The organism is Runella aurantiaca (genome assembly GCF_003339505.1).
Lineage (GTDB): Bacteria > Bacteroidota > Bacteroidia > Cytophagales > Spirosomataceae > Runella > Runella aurantiaca.
On the sequence record NZ_QPIW01000036.1, the window covers coordinates 1 to 16,780 of the forward strand.

Here is a 16,780-nt window from a genome sequence, read left to right on the forward strand (position 1 = left end):
TAGTCAATCGGTTCAGGTTGATTTCTTCAACCATCTGGCGCATCCGTAGTTCGTGTGCCTGTTTGCGAAGCAAAAATATGTGTCCCATCTGCTTGTGTAGATGGTCAATCTATTTTAGGACAAGACATCTTGTATCGTCCTAAAAAATGTTAACCGTTTGTCTGATCCTGAAAAATAGACATAGCAGGGGCGGAAGCATTAGCATTACTGCGGCAACAGGTGATCCCCATTGTAATGTAAGGATACGTAAGGTAACGTAATACTGACGAGGAAAACAGGAGGCAGAAAAAGGTATGTTAATGTACGTTACCTGGCATCCGAAACCTTAGGTAACCTATACGTATCATAAGGTAACCTGTAGGTATCATAAGATTTTCTGTTACACTCAAAAATCAGGTTACCTAACCTGGCCATTTCTTCAGGTAACCTCAGGTTACCAATGGTAACCTTTAGGTAACCCGGTGGTAACCTATGGTTACCTGAAATCGCAAAAGGTGAGGTTACGTGAGGTTACGTGAGGTTACCTGCCGGTTGGCAAGTAACCTCAGCAAGAGCATACTCCTCGAAGTATCTGTTACCTTTTACAAACAACCGTTCGTAAAACGCCACAAAATTTAAAACACCTAAAAATGTATCAATAACTCATAGTAAAATGAGAAATTATACCTTGAATCGTGAGATAATCAAATGAGGCACTTTTGAAGGATTATTTGGAAGAATTTGCAGCATTGGCTTCTGTCTCACACAAACGCCCGTTTTACGAGACGGGAAATCGAAATAAACTTTTACTTAAGAGTCCATAAAACTCCGTTTTTCGATGTTGATTTACTCAGCTGACCTGAATCGACTAACTTTTGAAGATAGGCATCAGTTTCATTTCGGCTAATTCCCGAAAGTTCTGAAAATTCCCGAGAGCTCATCGTAGGATAGTTTAAAAACAGCTTTTTCCAATGGGTATTAATTGAGGATTTAGCTACCGTAGGCAATTGTTGATGCAGCGCGGTTTCATAAGCGGAATAGGGTTTTGTGCCGTATACTTTCTCCGAATGTCCTTCACCGTCTACAAAGAACATCGTGGGGAAGCCTCTTACTCCCAACTGCTTTCCTAAAGCCAAATCCTGTTGAAAAAGCTCTTTCGCTTTCCCCTGATAATCGATTTGAAACCGATTCAAATCCAAACCCACTTTTTGAGCGGCAGTTGCCAGATGATCCCATTTGGCAATATTCTTTTTTTGCAGAAAAACCATTTCCCGTATTTCCCGCAAAAAGAGAATGGCTTTGTGTTGATCCTGTAATTGAGCCGCTTTAAACGCAATGGAGGGGGGATAGGAAGAATCTAAAGGATCTTCAAGCCATACATCTCCGTCAATGGGCATATCATAATGTAAACTTACTTCGTCCCAATGGTGAGCTACGTCAGATGGTTTACTGATACCACCACTGTTATAACTCCAATCAGGCAGTAAGCCACCCATTCGGTATTCAATATCAATACTGTGACCATATTCGAGTTTCAGCTTGCGTAATTGCGGTTCAATTCCCCAACAGGAGGAACAGATAGGGTCGGTAAAGTAGACAACTTTGACCGATTTTGTTTTTGGTGAAACATTCTGTTTTTGCGTAACAGAAGCAGAATCAGGGATTTCACACATTCCTGATTCAATATCACATAAGAGCGGATTACTTGTTTTCGTTTCCATGGTTGAATTTGATTGACCTTTACAGCCTATTGCAAACAAGAGCAAAAAGGGTATAAGAAATAGGGATTGTTTCATTGTTGGACAATAGCTTAGCTATTTATAGATTTTTTATTTCGCTCTAGCTTCCACCAATGATCTATTGAGAAGCGCCCCCCACCTGTCAGCAAAAGCATACTATAAACTAACAAATAATGGAGTGACATTTCTTTGACTGAAAAGTCATCAGCGGCATGTACCACCAAAGCCGCTACGAACATTGTAAAAGCTAAGGCTGCCAATGCAAATCGAGTGAATAAGCCAAAAATAAGTAAAAGAGAACATACGAACTCGGAGAAGACAGTTAATCCGAGCGTTAAAGCAGGACTCATCCCCCCAACTGAGGGAAACTTAGAACCTCCGTCAGATAGCAGCAATTCCAATTTAGGAAGCCCATGAGTTAGCATCATTAGGCTAATGCCTATTCTTACTGTTAAAAGGGCAATATCATACAATCGATGAGAGCCGATTGGTGTTTGTGAAGTTATTGTAGCCATAAAAAGTTGGTACGATTAATTTTATGACTGCAAAGCTCGCTATTGGCTTAATTTGAGTCAATTAGTCAAATTTTTATGACTATCTACTTTTTTCATTTTATCGACATTTTGACCGATAATGGAAACTAAGCAGTAGGGCTTAGCGTTTTGCAATCGAAATATGGCTTTGATAGTAAGGCCTTTAACTGCGTAGATATGGAAAATCACTCAATTGATGAAAATAAATGCCCTGCGGAAACGTTGCTAAAACAACTTTCAGGGAAGTGGAAACCTCAGATTATACGGATAGCTGTAACGGAGCCTGTTCGCTTCAATACGCTTCTGCGTCAATTGGAAGGCTCCAATAAGCAATCAGTTGCTACAGCACTGAAGGAATTAGAGGAACAGCAGCTATTAACCAAAACAGTCATAAAGCTCAAACCGCTTCACATTGAATATACCTTGTCTGAAAAGGGGAAAGCTTTAATCCCTGTTTTTAGGCATATCGAAGACTTCTCATAAAAAATGCTCTAAATCTAGTGGACTTAAAGCATTTTGAAAATAGGTATACCTTTCTCCAAAAAGCTGGGTATTTTATTGAAATCACCAAAATCCGCCCTGTTCGGCAGAAAATCATCTGATAAATACGGGCAATCAAATGAGTCTCTGATAGAAGTCGGCCAACCAAACGCCAGTTTGCGAAACAAAAATAGGTATTCCTCTGCTTGTATGTCGGGAGATGCAATAGTTGAGGATTACCCCTCCATCCATCGTAAAAACTCCGACGCTTTTGCTTTGCTTATGATAATGGTTTCGGGGGTGGGTTGGGTCAAATGGACCACTAATTTGCGCGCAAAGTAATGTTCGATTTCACGTACAAAAGCACGGTTAATGATATATTGGCGATTGGCGCGGTAAAAATTTGTACTGTCCAGCATTTTTTCGAGTTCATCCAAGGTATAATGGACCCCCAACTCTTTCCCTTCAAACCCAATGGCAGTTGTATGCTGAGAAGAGTAGAAGTAAGCAATTCGGTGAAAGTTAACAGGGATAATTTTCTCTCTATAATTGACTAAAACACTTTGTTTTTGTGGCTTATGAAGTTGAGCAAAAAGCTGCTTTAATGTATCATTTGAGTCTTCGGATTGTCGTAAATCCTGATACTTTTCAATTGATTTTTGAACGTCTGCTTCGCTGAATGGCTTCAATAAATAATCTATTCCGTTGACTTTAAAGGCTTGCAATGCATATTGGTCGTAAGCCGTGCAAAAGATAATGGGACACTTAGGGGGGTGTGTATCAAAAATTTCAAAACTCAATCCATCGGCAATCTGGATATCTGAAAAAATCAAATCGGGAAAGCCCGCTTCTTCAAAATACTCCAAACCCGTTTCCACTGAATCAATAACTTCTGCAATATCGAACCTACCGTTGATTGATCTCAGTATTTTTTCCAGGTTGGCGGCCGTCTTAGGTTCGTCTTCGATGATGACAATTTTCATGCAAAAGGGATGTTAACAATAAACGAAATGTCAGTTTTATCCACTTTTATTTCTTTGTGAGACAATAGTTTAGAGCGATTGTTAAGGTTTTGCAAACCAATTTTTGTAGATCGTTCAACACTGCGTTTGGGTTGAAAATTATTTTTTACAATCAACTGATCTTCTGAATCATAAATGCAGATCTCCAGGGGTTTACTCCGCGAAATTACATTATGTTTTACGGCATTTTCGATGAGCAGTTGTAACGACATGGCCGGTATTTTTTGTTCCGATGCTTTTGGGGAAAGGGTGATTTTGAGCGAAATATTATCCTCAAAACGATTTTTTAACATAAAAAAATACGCTTGGGCGATCTTCAGCTCTGCGTGTACCGTTACCAAATGTGACTCAGAATTATCCAAAAAATAACGGTAAACCTCCGAAAGCTTGATAAGATATTCTACGCTGTTCTCGTCTTTATCTTCAACCATTGCTTTCAGCGTATTCAACGAATTAAAAAGAAAATGGGGATTTAATTGTGCCTTCAATTGCGACAGCTGACTTTCCAACTGATTCCGTTTAAGACGTTCGTTCTCTGATTCAATTTCTTTGAACTTACTGAAGATGGTGGTTGAATATAAAAATGTAATGATCAACAAATTGGCAACAACCCCTCTGAATCCGATCCCTACAGGTCTTACGCCTTTTATTTCAGCAATGATACTCAGCGAATCAGATATAAATAACATGGCAAAATACGCGCAGACACTGGTAATGAAAATTACAAGGAAGTAAGCCCAGTTTTGGGTCATTTTTTGGCTGAAATAAGAAAACAACCCCAAATTGAAGACCCAAAAAAACACCGAAAAAGTAAATATGCGGACAAAATCAACCAACAACAGAAGCCATACATATTGCGTACTGCGGATCAGACCGAGCACCAGGTAAATGGACGCTATGCTCAGCGAACTTAATATGATGGTTTGGATGTATAACTTCCGATGAGCCATGTACGGGTTAATTAATTATTCTGCCGTCCAGCATTTCAATGGTTCGGTCTGATTTTTTGGCAAAATCATTATCGTGCGTCACCGCCACGATGGTCTGGTTGTTGGTCCTTGCCAATTCCTGAAAAATATCGAACACAATTTGGGTGTTTTTGCTGTCGAGGTTACCCGTAGGCTCATCTCCCATGATGATCAGCGGGTCGTTGATGAGCGCCCGGGCAATTGCCACCCGTTGCTGTTGGCCACCCGAAAGTTTGTTGGCAGGTTTCAGCGCCTGCTCCTTCATTCCCAGCATTTCCAGTTTTTGATAGGCTTTGTGTTCAATTTCCTCTACGCTCCGTTTCCCCAATCGAAGGGCAGGAATCATTACGTTTTTGAGGCAGGAAAATTCCTGTAAAAGGTAATGAAACTGGAAAACAAAACCTATTTTTTCATTTCGAATTCGCGCTAATTCATCAAGCGTTTTGCCCGTGGCAAGCTGATCGTCAATGTATAATTTGCCAGAATAATCGGTGTCCATCGTAGATAAAATATACAGCAGGGTAGATTTCCCGCACCCGGACTTTCCTGCCATTGTCAAAAATTCGCCTTTACGAACCTCGAAACCCACATGATGCAAAACCTGAAATCTAACAGGATCGTAAAAGTATTTTTCTATATTTTCGGTTTTGAGTGCCGTTTCCATGTTATTTTCTGAATATACTGACGGGATCAACTTTTGCCGCTTTGCGAGCGGGTATAAAACCGGCCAGGAAAGTAATAACTAAGCCGAATACGATGCCCTGAACGAATTTAAGTGGCTCGAAGTGAATGGGAAAATAACCGATATCGCCGCCTATGTACACTTTTTGCAGCAGATTCACCATGAGCAATGCCACCAGAACGCCCAGTACCACGCCTATCATACCAATCACCAATGCCTGCGTAACAAAGATTCTAATCACATCCCGCCCTTCGAAACCCATGGCTTTCAGGATGGCTATGTCGTTTATTTTTTGGCTTACGGTCATGTTTAAGATGTTATAAATACCGAAACCGGCAATAATCAGGATCGTAGTGGAAACAAACGTTATGATGATTTTTCGCATTTTTGATGCCGCCATCAGGGTCTCATTCGCGGTTTCCCAATCTTCGGCTTTGTAACCTGCCAATGCCGCAAGTTGTGGGGCAATGTATTTGGCTTGGTAGGCATCCGTGGTGTTTACGTTGATATCGGTAATGTAGGCATTGTTTTCTTTGAGCAGCTGTTGGGCTGCCATCAGATTGATATATGCCTTGCTGTCATCTTCTTTTTTGTTGTTGAGTTGAAAAATACCCACCACTTTGAAAATTCGACTGACTGATTTAGAAGACAAAACGCTGATATTATCCCCGATTTTCAGGCTAAGTTTTTCAGAGATTCCACTGCCGATCACGATGCCGTTGAGGTTATGTTTCAGGTTTTCCATTTTCCCTTCCACCATCGATTCCGAAATACTGAACATTTGTTCTGCTTCGATGGGTACAATGCCTACCGCTCTCACTGAAAGTTGGCTCATACCCATATTAAAAAATACATTTTGGCTAACCTGAGGGGTAACAATGCTTACATTTTTTTGCCTTTTGAGCAAATCCATTAAGCGGTTGGGATTCAGAATCGTGTTTTGGGTATTTCTTATTTTGGGGTTGACCAACAAAGACAGCCCATGCGTATCTGTGGCGATGGGTTGACTGATTTTCTGTTCATTGAAGATACGGATATGAGGCGAAACTTTAAAAATAGAGTCATCGGACATTTTACCAAAGCCTGCCATCATGGAGTTCATAAAAATATAGACTGCCATGCCCAGCAAAATTCCCATAGCTGCCACTGCGGTGAGTTTGCGGTTGGTGTTAATATAGGTAAAGGCTATTTCTGAATTTATCCCGGACATTGATTTAGGGTTTTAGCGGTACGAGAATATCTTTTTCGGTAAGCCCCGAAAGCACTTCAACATATTCATTTGATACAATTCCGGGGATGATGATTTTACTTTCTTTGGTTCCTTTCAGTTGTACTTTATAACCAAAGCCCATGTATTCTCTCGGAATGACCAATACGTTTCGACGTTGAGCAATTTCGATATTCGCCTCCAATTGAGTACCCGACACGCTGAAATCAAGGGGCTTGACGAACACGGCCCTGCCTATAAATGATTGCGTGGCCTCATCAAAAGTCGGGAGTATTTCTTTTACCAGGGCTTCATATTTTGCATTGGGGTGCGTATTGAGGCGGATCAGTACCTTTTGCCCGAATTTAATTTTGGCAATGTTTGATTCATCCACGTTCAGTTGAGCAATAATTGATGCCGGATCACCGATGGTGGCAATTACATCGCCTTTGCGGACAAAATCTCCTAACTGTTTGTAGCGTTTCAGCACCGTACCGCCTGCCAAAGCTTTGATCAGATTATAGGATACATTTGTTTTGCTGAGTCGGTAATTGTTTTGCTGAATCAGCATTTGCTGTTGTGCCTGCTGTTTCAGGTTTTTATACTGTTCCTTGAGCGCATTGAGATTGCTCAGCGAGTTTTGCGTCGCCAATTCACTGCTTTCGTACTCTACACGGGCAATGCTATTGCTTTCCAACAGCGTTTTGTATCGTTCCTGCTGTTTCCTGTCCTGAAGGTGTTTTTTTTCGGCAAAGTCAATGTTTGCTTCCAGCTGTTTAAGTGACGGGGCATTTGATGTGAGGTTATAATCTGCAATTTTTAATTGTTCATTCGCACTTTCGGTATTGATCACATTGCTCTGATTATCAATCACCGCCAGTACCTGATTCGTACTGACCGTATCATTTTCGTTAAAATTTACTTTACTCAAATACCCATCGGTTTGAGCGACCAAATGATAGCGTTGGTGGGGTTGCAGGGTACCTGTTGCAAATACATATTCCGTAATATCCCGCCGAGCGGGTTGTACTTCTTTGTCTTGACTGGATGAACAGGACCAGACAAGTAGGACCGGCAGTATAAGAAGGCTTTTTTTCATCGAATGAGCTTATTTTTCGCCAACAACTTCGTATTGAAACCCTTGATTTGTTTCGATGCATTTGTAAATGGTATTGTCGAATTCATAGAAAATTTTGCCTTCAATCGTAACTTTTTCGGCTTCATGGGGCAGTTTCGGCACGAGTGCTCCGACAGGAGCCTGTGTTACTTCAAATTCTTTCCCTTTCTGTGCATAGTATACTCCCTCCAAATAATAGTAAGACATCCCGCTTACCTGAAAATAGAAATAATGAGATGGAAGCACACTCACGCGCAAACCCCGGGGTGGGGCAACTACCACGTATCGTCCGCCGATAAAGTTGTAATACAAGCCGGCATGAAAGTAATAAGGAACATTTCTGAAATGAATAATACGGGCTTCAGACGGAACCGCCCGGACAACTCTTACGTTGGGGGAGGGGTTTACATAAATTACATTTCTTTTAGGATTTCTTTTAACAACAACTACATCTCTATGTTGCGCAAATGTGTTGTAAACTATTGCAAAACAGATGATTATGATGGTGGAGATTGTTTTTTTGATTAGTGTTTTCATCTCAGTACCTATTATTGATTTCTATTTTTGATTTTGCAAACAACACGGCGCTTTTGGCATTTAAAAGGCTTGATTCCTGTAAAATGAGTTCGTTATGGGCCATCAGCAGTTTATCAAGACTCAGAATATTTTCCCGGTATTGATTTCGACTTTTTTCAAAGTTTTCCTGCTTCAAAGCCACCAATTTTTGCTGATTTCGGTAGTGGCTTATCGTTTTTCGGTATTCTGTTTCTAATTGGTCATTTTCTGCGTTTTTCTGAAAATGACTATGCTGTTGGGAGATATCAGCCAAATGAGTATTTATTTGGGCAGTCTTATAAGCAGATAGTTTATTTACGTTCGTTGGCAGATCCCAATTCAGGCGCAATCCCCAATAATTACTTTTTACGAGGTTGGCCTTGGGGTCGAAAAAACGACTGTTGCTGTTGTATTGCCACGCAAAATTTGACACAAATGACAGCGTGGGCAATTGCTGCCACTTGGCCGATTTGAGTTCAGCCTGCATAAACCGGTGTTGTAAAGCAGCCGTTCGAACCACCAAATCGCTGTTGGCTATCACAGATGCAGTTAGCTCAAGCGACGACCTATTCAACTGTTCTGTAATGTCAATGGGCTCATTCGTATCACAAAGCACCTGCAAAACGGTATACTGTTGGCGCACCGATGCTTCCATTTGTTGGATTTTGTCCTCAATGGTGATTTTATTAATCTTGGTTTCGTTCAAATCCTGAACCCTTACCAATCCCTGATCGTATCGGTGCATAACAATCATCAGAATCGAATCGGCAATGTTCCTGTTATCACTCAATATTTCGATTTGAGCGTTGTAACTCACAATGTTGTGATAAACGGCATTTACCTGCTCAAGTAGGGTTTTCTCAGCCATTTGCGCATTGTTTTCAACCACTTTCCCGTTGATTTTAGCTGATTGTATCCGCGCATAATTTCCAAAATTCAGGATTTCAAACTGAGGCGAGAGGTTGAGGGTCGACACGTATTGTTGCCCCATTGTAATCTCCCGATATGTTCCCGCAGGACCGCCAAAAATATCGGCAGGAATAAAACTCACCGGTTGTTTTGAGTTATCAATCATCGACACCGCAGTGGGTATCCTTGGATTTAAAACATTACCTACTGCCGTTTTGATAGTAAGCTGAGCCAATTCCCGTTGTTTTGCGCTAATGGATTGAACCGAACTGTGTTTTTGCGCATAGTCAAGCAAATCCTCCAACTTCTCAATCCGAATACCCGACTGTGCATACCCGGCGTTCAGCCATCCGCTTACGATAAAAACAAAAGCGAGTTTTTTACCCAAAGCTCTTATTTTCTCTTCCATATTTTTGTATCGCTTATCATGCCTGTTTTGCCCGTAATGGCCAGGGTATTGGGAGAAGTGAGCTTCAGAGAGCAGTGAACGGTACGGTTTCGTTTGGGCAAATAACAGGAACCTTGGTAGGCTTTTCCGTCGAATTTCAACTTTGTGAAAATTACTTTTCCTTCAAAATCAGGGTTTTTATCGTTGACGATTTTGCCCTCTATCAACGAACCTGACGGATAAAACTCAACGGCTCGTGTTCCGTCTTCGTTTTGCCATTTGCCGATGATTGTGGGTTCATGAACCTCCCTTAAGGCAAAAAATGCGGTTAAAATGAATGCAATTACGCCTGTTTTCATCGCTTTTAAATTTGGTTGAGCAAAAGTAAATGCCTAAAAAACAACTATTGGGGCGTTTAAACCAAAGCGGGCATTTCAACCACTGAAACGGGCAGAAAGGGAAAATTCAAAAATAGAAACCGTTTACTGCCGACACCACGTACATGGGCGTAACAGCGCAATAACGACCCATTGGTTTTCAATAGGTCGTTATTGCAGCCTCCGGAGATATCAGATGGATAAACGGTCGCTTTCAGTAAAGCGGCAAGTTTGCTCATCGTTGCCGTTTATTATACTGGGCTACGGCTTTATACCATTCTTTGTTATCGTAATAATCGTACTACTTGATAATCAGGCCTTTTTCAAAATGAAAAATATTCACAAATCGCATTTCATAAGCAATACCTCCATACTTGGCTTTAAGCAAGCCTTCCGTTACCAATGTATTGCCTTGCCTGATTTCTTGGTGTATATGCCATTCATTTTCATTTTTTGAATTGTTGGCATCAAAATTCCTGAAAATATCAACTTTGCTTTTTCCAACCCAATCATACGTAGGGTCGTAAATCACTGCCTCGTCAGCATAAAACGTAGAGAGTTTTTCGGCAGTAGGCATACCGCAGTAAGCTTCGTAATAGTGATGAACAAAGTTTGCAGGAATGGCATCAGACAACAAAAATCCTGAAGGCTGTGCATTGAGATTTATGGCACTCATGGCGCGTAAAAGCAGGAAAGGGACGGTGCGATTCTTCATAAATAAAGTGTGATTTTATAAATTCAACCAATAGTTAAGTTTAAATACCAATGCCCGATTTTTGATTTTTAAGAAGGGGTCAGAAGCATAGTTGTCGGTATAAACCAGAAAAAAATCGGACATAGACTTATAGCGCCATTGCAAACGGCTATTGATATTGACATTTGTGGCTTGGGTATTGTATTGCACAAAAGTTGTCCAAAACAGATTATTGGTGAAGTTAATTTCGACTTTGGGGCTGACGAGTAAAATATGCTCTTGAATTCCCTTGAGTCGAATCCGGTTCCACTCCGCATTAAGTGAAAAGTTGCCCCAAGGTTGAACCCGATACGTAAGGCTTGGCTTCAGGGTTTCTATTTTGCCACCGTAATATCCTCCCATTCCCAAACGAAGTGTGAAATACAGCGGTTTGCTATTGGAAGAGGCATATTGAACACTCAGTTTATTAAACACATACGTAGCTTTATCGACCGCCAACCGATCGGTCAATTCAAAGGGATAGGCTAAAAAGATATGGCTTCGGTTAGCTTTCAGATAAAAATGCGAACGATTTTTAAATCCTATCTCGGTAGTTAATTCCATAATGTGTTCGTTTTTAGAATAATCAGGATTCCATACCTGGCTGTCCCATCCATTGAGGGTAATGGTATTGATTTTCCCTTTTTGGGGGCGGATGTAATAATCAAGCCGCTTGAACCATTCTTTAAATCCCACCTGAAAGCTTGTGTCCCGCTCCATGTCGTAGGTCTTGAGTCGGGTCGAAAAACCCATGTCAGCATAATAATTCGTACCTACATTGATAAAGTCAGAAAAGACCTGATAGTTGCGTTCGCGATAACGAGCTTGGATGTTATAAAACCAATTTTCGTTGGTAATGCCCTCTTTCCAGGAATAATGCAAAGACGGGTAAATAGAAAAAGTGCCCGCAGTATTGATGTATTGAAACTCAATACCTGCATTCCGGCCGTAGGAAAGCATCGGATTGAGTCGTTTTTCTTCCGAACTCATGTGGGAGGTTCGGTTCAGAAAATAGGTTTTTAAGGTCGAACGCTTCAATAGTCTTTGGTAAAGCGAAATTGCCGAATAGTTTTGTTGAGGTAAGTTGCCTTTTGAAGCAGTTTGCATATTCATAGCGCCGATTCGGAGCGTAGGCGTGAGGTTGCCCGACAATCGTACCCCGTATTGAATCGGGATAGGATTTCCGTCATCGTCCAATCCAATCTTTCTTGAAAAGAAAGGAGTCATAAATTGGGGAATGACGTAATCAGCAAAAATATCCGCGTTTTCGAGGAAGAAGGTGCGTTTTTCGGGGAAATAAAGGCTGAAACGCCCCAAATTAGTTTGTTGCGCATCTACTTCTATTTGGGAAAAGTCAGGATTTACAGTTAAATCCAAATTCAGGGAAGGAGTAAGGGCATATTTGGCGTCAAAACCTGCATTCAGCGTGGTTGTCTGTGTACTGACTTCCCTCTCTTGGCTAAGGCCACCAGTGGTATAAGGAATCAGTGCGATGTTTTTGCTTGGCTTGGGTGGGGCTTCCTGCCAACATAAAGCTCCCGTTTGTCCTAAATCAATCGGCCAAAAGTTGACGGGAACGTTGGTCCAGGTAGTTATCTCATTATTGTTGAAATCGGGTCGAACAAAATTGATACCCCACTCCGATTTTTCGCTTTTATAAGGCAGGATTCTGAATGGGATTGCTATTTCGAGTGTCCAGAAACCGGCATGAACTTGGGTGGCCGAAAGCCAGGTGTTATCCCAGGAAAAAGTCATGTCTCTAAACAATGCACTCGAAAGCAGGTCGTCTGATTGGACGTTATTAGCCGAAATACCAAAGAAAAATCCATTTGAACGCTGATTCATCGGGTCGAGAATGACCGCAAAAGACTCACTGTCCCAAAAGCCCTGGTCTCGTTTACGGGTTTGACTTACAAAATTGCTGCCCTCTATTTTGGCCGCCACATACAGGTATTTTGCATCGTAAGCCACCTGCACGGTAGTTTGGGTTTTGGCTACGTCTTTATCATTGGGTTTACTTTCCCAAAAAGGAGTGGTTCGAGGAGCTGTTGCCCAAACCTTTTCGTTCAATTTTCCATCAACTTGGAGGTACCTATCGGTAGACTTTTGAGGAATGAGCCGGAATTTTTGGTGGAAATCACTTTGCGAATAACCGTTTTTTAAAATGGAGATACACAGATACAGAAGGAGAAATTGTGTTTTTGAGCGCGCTGTTTTCATGGATTGTTTTGTGGTTTGCAACACAAAACTCTTGTGAAAAACCGGCTCCATTTCCCGAAATCGTGATTTTGGAAACGATTCTCAGTTCAAATTTTTTACATTATGAAAATTACGATACTCGGTAGGGGTATATCCTGTTTTGGTTTTGAAAACGGCATTGAACGACGACAAAGTATTGAAACCTGAATCGAAAGCGACCGCCGCAATTTTCTGTTGTCGGTATTCTTTGGATAGGATTCGCCGCTTGGCATCTTCGATGCGGAACTCATTGATCCAATCTGAAAAATTGGTTTTTGTTTGTTCGTTGATAATTTGTGACATTTCCCTTGTCCCCAATTGAAGCTGCTGTGCAAGCGATTGGAGGGTCAAATCGGCATCTAAATAGACTTGATTTTGAAGTACATGGCAGGAAATTTTTTCAAATAATTCACTTCGTTGGGTTTCACCGATTTTTGAATTTCGGTATTTTTCTGTTTTGGGCAGGGCAAACACAAACTTCCGCATGAGCATGGCAAGGGCCAATAGACAGACTAATAACGAGTAAGAAAACGTGGAGGTTTTGCACATAAAATAGATGCTGCCATCATACACAAACGCAAACACATAGCTGCCGATGATAAAGCCAATGGACAGGGTAATGATAAGTGCCCAATTGTAAAGGTCTTTTTTGTGGGCTTGCCAATGACTCCCCACCAAATAAACACAAGCCCCCCAATACACTAAATTTTGGGCTAAAATGAACGGATAAACACGATCGTTAAAAACGTTGTCGGGTAGCGTAATAACCAAATAAATCAGCGCCGAAAGCAGGTGGAGGCTGTCAAGCCACTGTAATTTTTGTTTGTTTTCGAGTAAACATTTGAGGTATAAAAAAAGCAAAGGCACTGCCAAAAGCATGGCGGTCAAACCGATTTTTTCTAACCAAAAGGGCAATTCGGCATACAGCAGCAGTAGGGGCTTTACTACACGCAACGAAACCGATACCAATAAGGTGGCCAATAGGACATTGGCCGGGCGGCTGTTTTGATTTCGGTGTTTTATCAGCAATAAAGCCAAGCCAAAACTCAGAAAAATACCAAAGGCACTGATGGCAGAAAGTAAAAAGGTGGAGAAATTCATGGCTTAATCAAAAGGCAACAGTTCGGGTGCTAAGAAATGCTTTTTGGCTGCCGGCGACCTGAAAATATCGGTCGCATAATGCGCATTCATCAATTCTCTGAAATTTTCTTTGAGTCTTCTGTTTTTCAAAATAAACTCCTGGAAACTGCCTTTTTCGGTTCGTAAATAAAAATGATATACTGCTTTGACGGCGGCCACTGTCAGCGTTTCGTTGTATTTATCGGTAGCTCCTAATGTCTCAACATAGGCCCGAAGCTGAGTCGTTATGTTTTGGAGGGCTTGCTCTACCCCATATTTTTTGACGTGAATCCAGGCAAGCCGTACGTGGGCTTCATGTGTAAATAAGTCCAGAGCGAGCAAAGAGTCATGAAACTGTTGCTCAAATTGCTCATCTGTCAGTTCAAAATGCTTTTCCATAAATGACTGTTTAAAGGGTTGATGACTAATAAATTACAAACTACACGAAAATCCGACAAAGAATCCATTGCTGTCGTGCGACGGGTTTCGTTCAACGCCGCTTGTATTGCCATTGGAAATATGCAAATGACGAATGCCGAACAGAATAGCGGCTTTGCCGCTAAGCGTTATTTCTGAGCCTACTCCATATTTGGTAATTCCATTCAGGTGAGTACCTAAGCGAGCATCCCGGTCGGTGGGTTTGGGAAATTCATCAAACAAATAGATGAAACCACCCCCCGACTCAAAATATAGACGCCAATTAGAGCGACTGACAGGATAAAAACGAGCAAAGGGTCGAATCGCTAATCCCGTAGTGTTGTTGAAGTTATCTCTCGGAAAAACAGCCTCAAAATCGGCGCCGATCGAGAGCCATTTTCGCAGCATAAAATTGATGCCCGTATTGTTTTGAGGAATAAAGGTATTCGGATATTTATACCCCCACGAAAACCCCGATTCGTTGTATACACTCAGTCTGTTTTTCAGATCAGGGTCTTTTTTCGTGAGCAAAACAGAAGCGCCTACTGCTACGGCAGGAATAAAGAAAGCCATTGAAGTATGCAGGTTGAGAGGGCTGAACCCCAAGGGATTTTGGTACCATTTGTCTCCAAAAGGGTATTGGGCAAAGGACGTGTTTATGCTCCAGAGCAGAAACAGGACAACATATTTTGAACTTGTAGCATGCATAAGATTCTTGAGAATATTGACAAAATTGCAGTTTAATCCCCTGTTTTTCCTCCAAAATCATGATTCTGGAAATACTATTACCTACTTTTCAATTCGTATTTAAAACCCAAACTCAATGTGGGCAGGAAATTCATGATATTTTGATTTTTAATAGATCTTGTAATGTAAGGCGACACTTGATTGCTCAAAATCCTGTCAATTTGAGGGCTGTCGGAGTCAAAGTCTAACTTGGCAGATTGGTTGATTTTAAAATCAAAAGACAGTTTTGGCTCGAAAATTAGTTTTTTAGCCAGTTTGATATTCTTCCCCAGACTTACCCCAACCATCATTAATACAAAGTTGGGCTGCATTGCTGTTTCGTCTAAAAATTTTTTGCCACCCAATAGATTATTCAAAATGCGGTTATTACTCAGCTTATTTTCGATTTCGTCCAAACGATCCGGAGCAAAAATCCCAATCATAGCTCTTGGTGTATCTTGATGTAAGCCTATTCTCACCATCCTTAAGTGGCTGCCCACATAAAACGAATGAGCTTTTTCACTGAAATGGTACTTAAAATCGGCCGAATAGCTTATGCCTCTTTGCAGGTTTTCTCTTATGTACAAATTTTTGGGATTTGTATTGGTAGAACTTCTTAAACCGACTAAAAATCCGGTATGAATAATGCCGATTTCGCCGCCGTATGACCATTTGTTCAGTCGATACTCATACCCTAAAAAAGTAGGTAACGGCAAGCCGACACCGGCACTTACATAATGCCACTTTTGGTCGGGCGTAAACACAAAAGGTTTTCGTTGGGCTATGCATGGCTGCCCGGCGAAAAAACAGAAGGTGACTAGGTGAACGATTTGCTTTTTCACTTGATTTCTGTTGTTTTATGCGCTACCGTATAAGCCCCGAAATACCCTAATGCCCCTCCGGAAATATTAGTCGGTGGATTCACACCCGATGAGCCGCTATTGGGCCCTTGTCCCTGTTGTTTAGCAAGCGTCAGGAAATATTCAAAAGTAGCTTTGTCAATACACTGCATTTCAATCGTGATGGTATCGCCCGTATGGATGTCGATGCCGCTGTCAATCACCTGTTCAATACGATTGCCATTATTGAATGCATCACTGCGTACAAAATACGCGCGACTGCGAATGCCGTCGTTTCCAATGGTGGCCCAGCGATAATAATTGGTTTGGCTTTTTGGGTCGTTATACACGGCTACCATCCGAATAGTGGTCTGAAAACGAGATACTTCCCGGTATGTTAACTCGTCAAACGGCACTTTTGCAGGCATGGTTGACGTAGCTTCATATACGTTGCCATTATAGTTCACAGCCATTTTGTAGTGATGACCGGGCACTCCTTTGAGGGTTTGAATCGAATAGACTCCCGAAAACGTTTGAGCGAGGGTTTCGCTTTGACCTGTTGTCACATCGGTCACGGTTACTTCGGCAGTGGTAATGGGAGGAAATTCATTTTTTTGCTGAAAGTCTTGGGTCAACGTAATTTTCACTTCATTGCCAACAGCGCTGTCGGTGATTTTTCCTTCAATAACGACTTGTGGTTCTACGCTTCTTAAGTCCAATTGAACGACTTCTATACAGGATGTCATGCATAG

General features: G+C 41.4%; 19 protein-coding genes. 1 reads left to right on the top strand and 18 read right to left on the bottom strand.

Annotated elements, in window-relative coordinates; all coding sequences use genetic code 11:
• Positions 1-785: 785 nt before the first annotated feature.
• Positions 786-1,775 carry a ClpXP adapter SpxH family protein gene (locus DVG78_RS26890; RefSeq protein ID WP_310589139.1) on the bottom strand — a complete coding sequence of 330 codons (990 nt, stop codon included), beginning with the start codon at positions 1,773-1,775 and terminating at the stop codon, positions 786-788.
• Between the two features lie 14 nt (positions 1,776-1,789).
• Complete coding sequence (locus DVG78_RS26895; protein ID WP_114464094.1) at positions 1,790-2,233, bottom strand: DoxX family protein; 444 nt, start codon at positions 2,231-2,233, stop codon at positions 1,790-1,792.
• A gap of 195 nt (positions 2,234-2,428) precedes the next feature.
• On the opposite strand from DVG78_RS26895, the gene DVG78_RS26900 reads away from it, so the two are divergent.
• Positions 2,429-2,734, top strand: a complete 306-nt coding sequence (locus DVG78_RS26900) for a winged helix-turn-helix transcriptional regulator (RefSeq protein ID WP_114464095.1) — start codon at positions 2,429-2,431, stop codon at positions 2,732-2,734.
• A gap of 233 nt (positions 2,735-2,967) precedes the next feature.
• Here DVG78_RS26900 and DVG78_RS26905 read toward each other — a convergent pair whose 3' ends face one another.
• The 16 genes from DVG78_RS26905 to DVG78_RS26975 form a co-directional block, all read right to left on the bottom strand.
• On the bottom strand, positions 2,968-3,714 hold the full coding sequence (locus tag DVG78_RS26905; RefSeq protein WP_114464096.1) for a LytR/AlgR family response regulator transcription factor: 747 nt from the start codon (positions 3,712-3,714) through the stop codon (positions 2,968-2,970).
• The gene (locus DVG78_RS26910; RefSeq protein ID WP_114464097.1) at positions 3,711-4,703 is read right to left on the bottom strand and encodes a sensor histidine kinase; all 993 of its coding nucleotides are present in this window, start codon (positions 4,701-4,703) and stop codon (positions 3,711-3,713) included. The genes DVG78_RS26905 and DVG78_RS26910 overlap by 4 nt, the downstream gene beginning before the upstream one ends.
• A 7-nt stretch (positions 4,704-4,710) precedes the next feature.
• Entirely contained in the window at positions 4,711-5,385 is a 675-nt protein-coding gene (locus DVG78_RS26915; RefSeq protein ID WP_114464098.1) for an ABC transporter ATP-binding protein, read from the bottom strand.
• A 1-nt stretch (position 5,386) separates the two neighbouring features.
• Complete coding sequence (locus DVG78_RS26920) at positions 5,387-6,613, bottom strand: ABC transporter permease (protein WP_114464099.1); 1,227 nt, start codon at positions 6,611-6,613, stop codon at positions 5,387-5,389.
• A gap of 4 nt (positions 6,614-6,617) precedes the next feature.
• Entirely contained in the window at positions 6,618-7,709 is a 1,092-nt protein-coding gene (locus tag DVG78_RS26925) for an efflux RND transporter periplasmic adaptor subunit (RefSeq protein ID WP_114464100.1), read from the bottom strand.
• A 9-nt stretch (positions 7,710-7,718) separates the two neighbouring features.
• Positions 7,719-8,264 carry a DUF6515 family protein gene (locus tag DVG78_RS26930; RefSeq protein ID WP_114464101.1) on the bottom strand — a complete coding sequence of 182 codons (546 nt, stop codon included), beginning with the start codon at positions 8,262-8,264 and terminating at the stop codon, positions 7,719-7,721.
• Between the two features lies 1 nt (position 8,265).
• The gene (locus DVG78_RS26935; protein ID WP_114464102.1) at positions 8,266-9,600 is read right to left on the bottom strand and encodes a TolC family protein; all 1,335 of its coding nucleotides are present in this window, start codon (positions 9,598-9,600) and stop codon (positions 8,266-8,268) included.
• Positions 9,585-9,938 (bottom strand): DUF2147 domain-containing protein, encoded by a 354-nt coding sequence (locus tag DVG78_RS26940; protein ID WP_114464103.1) that lies wholly within the window; start codon positions 9,936-9,938, stop codon positions 9,585-9,587. Before DVG78_RS26940 ends, DVG78_RS26935 begins: the two co-directional genes overlap by 16 nt.
• A 56-nt stretch (positions 9,939-9,994) precedes the next feature.
• Positions 9,995-10,195, bottom strand: coding sequence for a hypothetical protein (locus DVG78_RS29950; RefSeq protein WP_147277184.1), 201 nt, complete (start codon positions 10,193-10,195; stop codon positions 9,995-9,997).
• Positions 10,196-10,257: 62 nt separating this feature from the next.
• On the bottom strand, positions 10,258-10,671 hold the full coding sequence (locus DVG78_RS26945) for a nuclear transport factor 2 family protein (protein WP_114464104.1): 414 nt from the start codon (positions 10,669-10,671) through the stop codon (positions 10,258-10,260).
• 15 nt (positions 10,672-10,686) lie between these two features.
• Positions 10,687-12,909, bottom strand: coding sequence for a carbohydrate binding family 9 domain-containing protein (locus DVG78_RS26950; protein WP_158550116.1), 2,223 nt, complete (start codon positions 12,907-12,909; stop codon positions 10,687-10,689).
• A gap of 81 nt (positions 12,910-12,990) precedes the next feature.
• Positions 12,991-14,028, bottom strand: a complete 1,038-nt coding sequence (locus DVG78_RS26955) for a helix-turn-helix domain-containing protein (RefSeq protein ID WP_114464106.1) — start codon at positions 14,026-14,028, stop codon at positions 12,991-12,993.
• A 3-nt stretch (positions 14,029-14,031) separates the two neighbouring features.
• Positions 14,032-14,445: a hypothetical protein gene (locus tag DVG78_RS26960; RefSeq protein ID WP_114464107.1), complete on the bottom strand. Its 414-nt coding sequence runs from the start codon at positions 14,443-14,445 to the stop codon at positions 14,032-14,034.
• Positions 14,446-14,478: 33 nt separating this feature from the next.
• Entirely contained in the window at positions 14,479-15,036 is a 558-nt protein-coding gene (locus DVG78_RS26965) for an acyloxyacyl hydrolase (RefSeq protein WP_158550118.1), read from the bottom strand.
• Between the two features lie 212 nt (positions 15,037-15,248).
• Positions 15,249-16,031, bottom strand: a complete 783-nt coding sequence (locus tag DVG78_RS26970) for a hypothetical protein (RefSeq protein ID WP_114464109.1) — start codon at positions 16,029-16,031, stop codon at positions 15,249-15,251.
• Complete coding sequence (locus DVG78_RS26975) at positions 16,028-16,774, bottom strand: DUF4249 domain-containing protein (RefSeq protein WP_158550120.1); 747 nt, start codon at positions 16,772-16,774, stop codon at positions 16,028-16,030. The genes DVG78_RS26970 and DVG78_RS26975 overlap by 4 nt, the downstream gene beginning before the upstream one ends.
• Positions 16,775-16,780 lie beyond the last annotated feature (6 nt).

Coding starts and splice junctions, on each gene's coding strand:
- DVG78_RS26890 (WP_310589139.1), bottom strand. CDS start 1,775: ATGAAACAATCCCTATTTCTTATACCCTTTTTGCTCTTGTTTGCAATA.
- DVG78_RS26895 (WP_114464094.1), bottom strand. CDS start 2,233: ATGGCTACAATAACTTCACAAACACCAATCGGCTCTCATCGATTGTAT.
- DVG78_RS26900 (WP_114464095.1), top strand. CDS start 2,429: ATGGAAAATCACTCAATTGATGAAAATAAATGCCCTGCGGAAACGTTG.
- DVG78_RS26905 (WP_114464096.1), bottom strand. CDS start 3,714: ATGAAAATTGTCATCATCGAAGACGAACCTAAGACGGCCGCCAACCTG.
- DVG78_RS26910 (WP_114464097.1), bottom strand. CDS start 4,703: ATGGCTCATCGGAAGTTATACATCCAAACCATCATATTAAGTTCGCTG.
- DVG78_RS26915 (WP_114464098.1), bottom strand. CDS start 5,385: ATGGAAACGGCACTCAAAACCGAAAATATAGAAAAATACTTTTACGAT.
- DVG78_RS26920 (WP_114464099.1), bottom strand. CDS start 6,613: ATGTCCGGGATAAATTCAGAAATAGCCTTTACCTATATTAACACCAAC.
- DVG78_RS26925 (WP_114464100.1), bottom strand. CDS start 7,709: ATGAAAAAAAGCCTTCTTATACTGCCGGTCCTACTTGTCTGGTCCTGT.
- DVG78_RS26930 (WP_114464101.1), bottom strand. CDS start 8,264: ATGAAAACACTAATCAAAAAAACAATCTCCACCATCATAATCATCTGT.
- DVG78_RS26935 (WP_114464102.1), bottom strand. CDS start 9,600: ATGGAAGAGAAAATAAGAGCTTTGGGTAAAAAACTCGCTTTTGTTTTT.
- DVG78_RS26940 (WP_114464103.1), bottom strand. CDS start 9,938: ATGAAAACAGGCGTAATTGCATTCATTTTAACCGCATTTTTTGCCTTA.
- DVG78_RS29950 (WP_147277184.1), bottom strand. CDS start 10,195: ATGAGCAAACTTGCCGCTTTACTGAAAGCGACCGTTTATCCATCTGAT.
- DVG78_RS26945 (WP_114464104.1), bottom strand. CDS start 10,671: ATGAAGAATCGCACCGTCCCTTTCCTGCTTTTACGCGCCATGAGTGCC.
- DVG78_RS26950 (WP_158550116.1), bottom strand. CDS start 12,909: ATGAAAACAGCGCGCTCAAAAACACAATTTCTCCTTCTGTATCTGTGT.
- DVG78_RS26955 (WP_114464106.1), bottom strand. CDS start 14,028: ATGAATTTCTCCACCTTTTTACTTTCTGCCATCAGTGCCTTTGGTATT.
- DVG78_RS26960 (WP_114464107.1), bottom strand. CDS start 14,445: ATGGAAAAGCATTTTGAACTGACAGATGAGCAATTTGAGCAACAGTTT.
- DVG78_RS26965 (WP_158550118.1), bottom strand. CDS start 15,036: ATGGCTTTCTTTATTCCTGCCGTAGCAGTAGGCGCTTCTGTTTTGCTC.
- DVG78_RS26975 (WP_158550120.1), bottom strand. CDS start 16,774: ATGACATCCTGTATAGAAGTCGTTCAATTGGACTTAAGAAGCGTAGAA.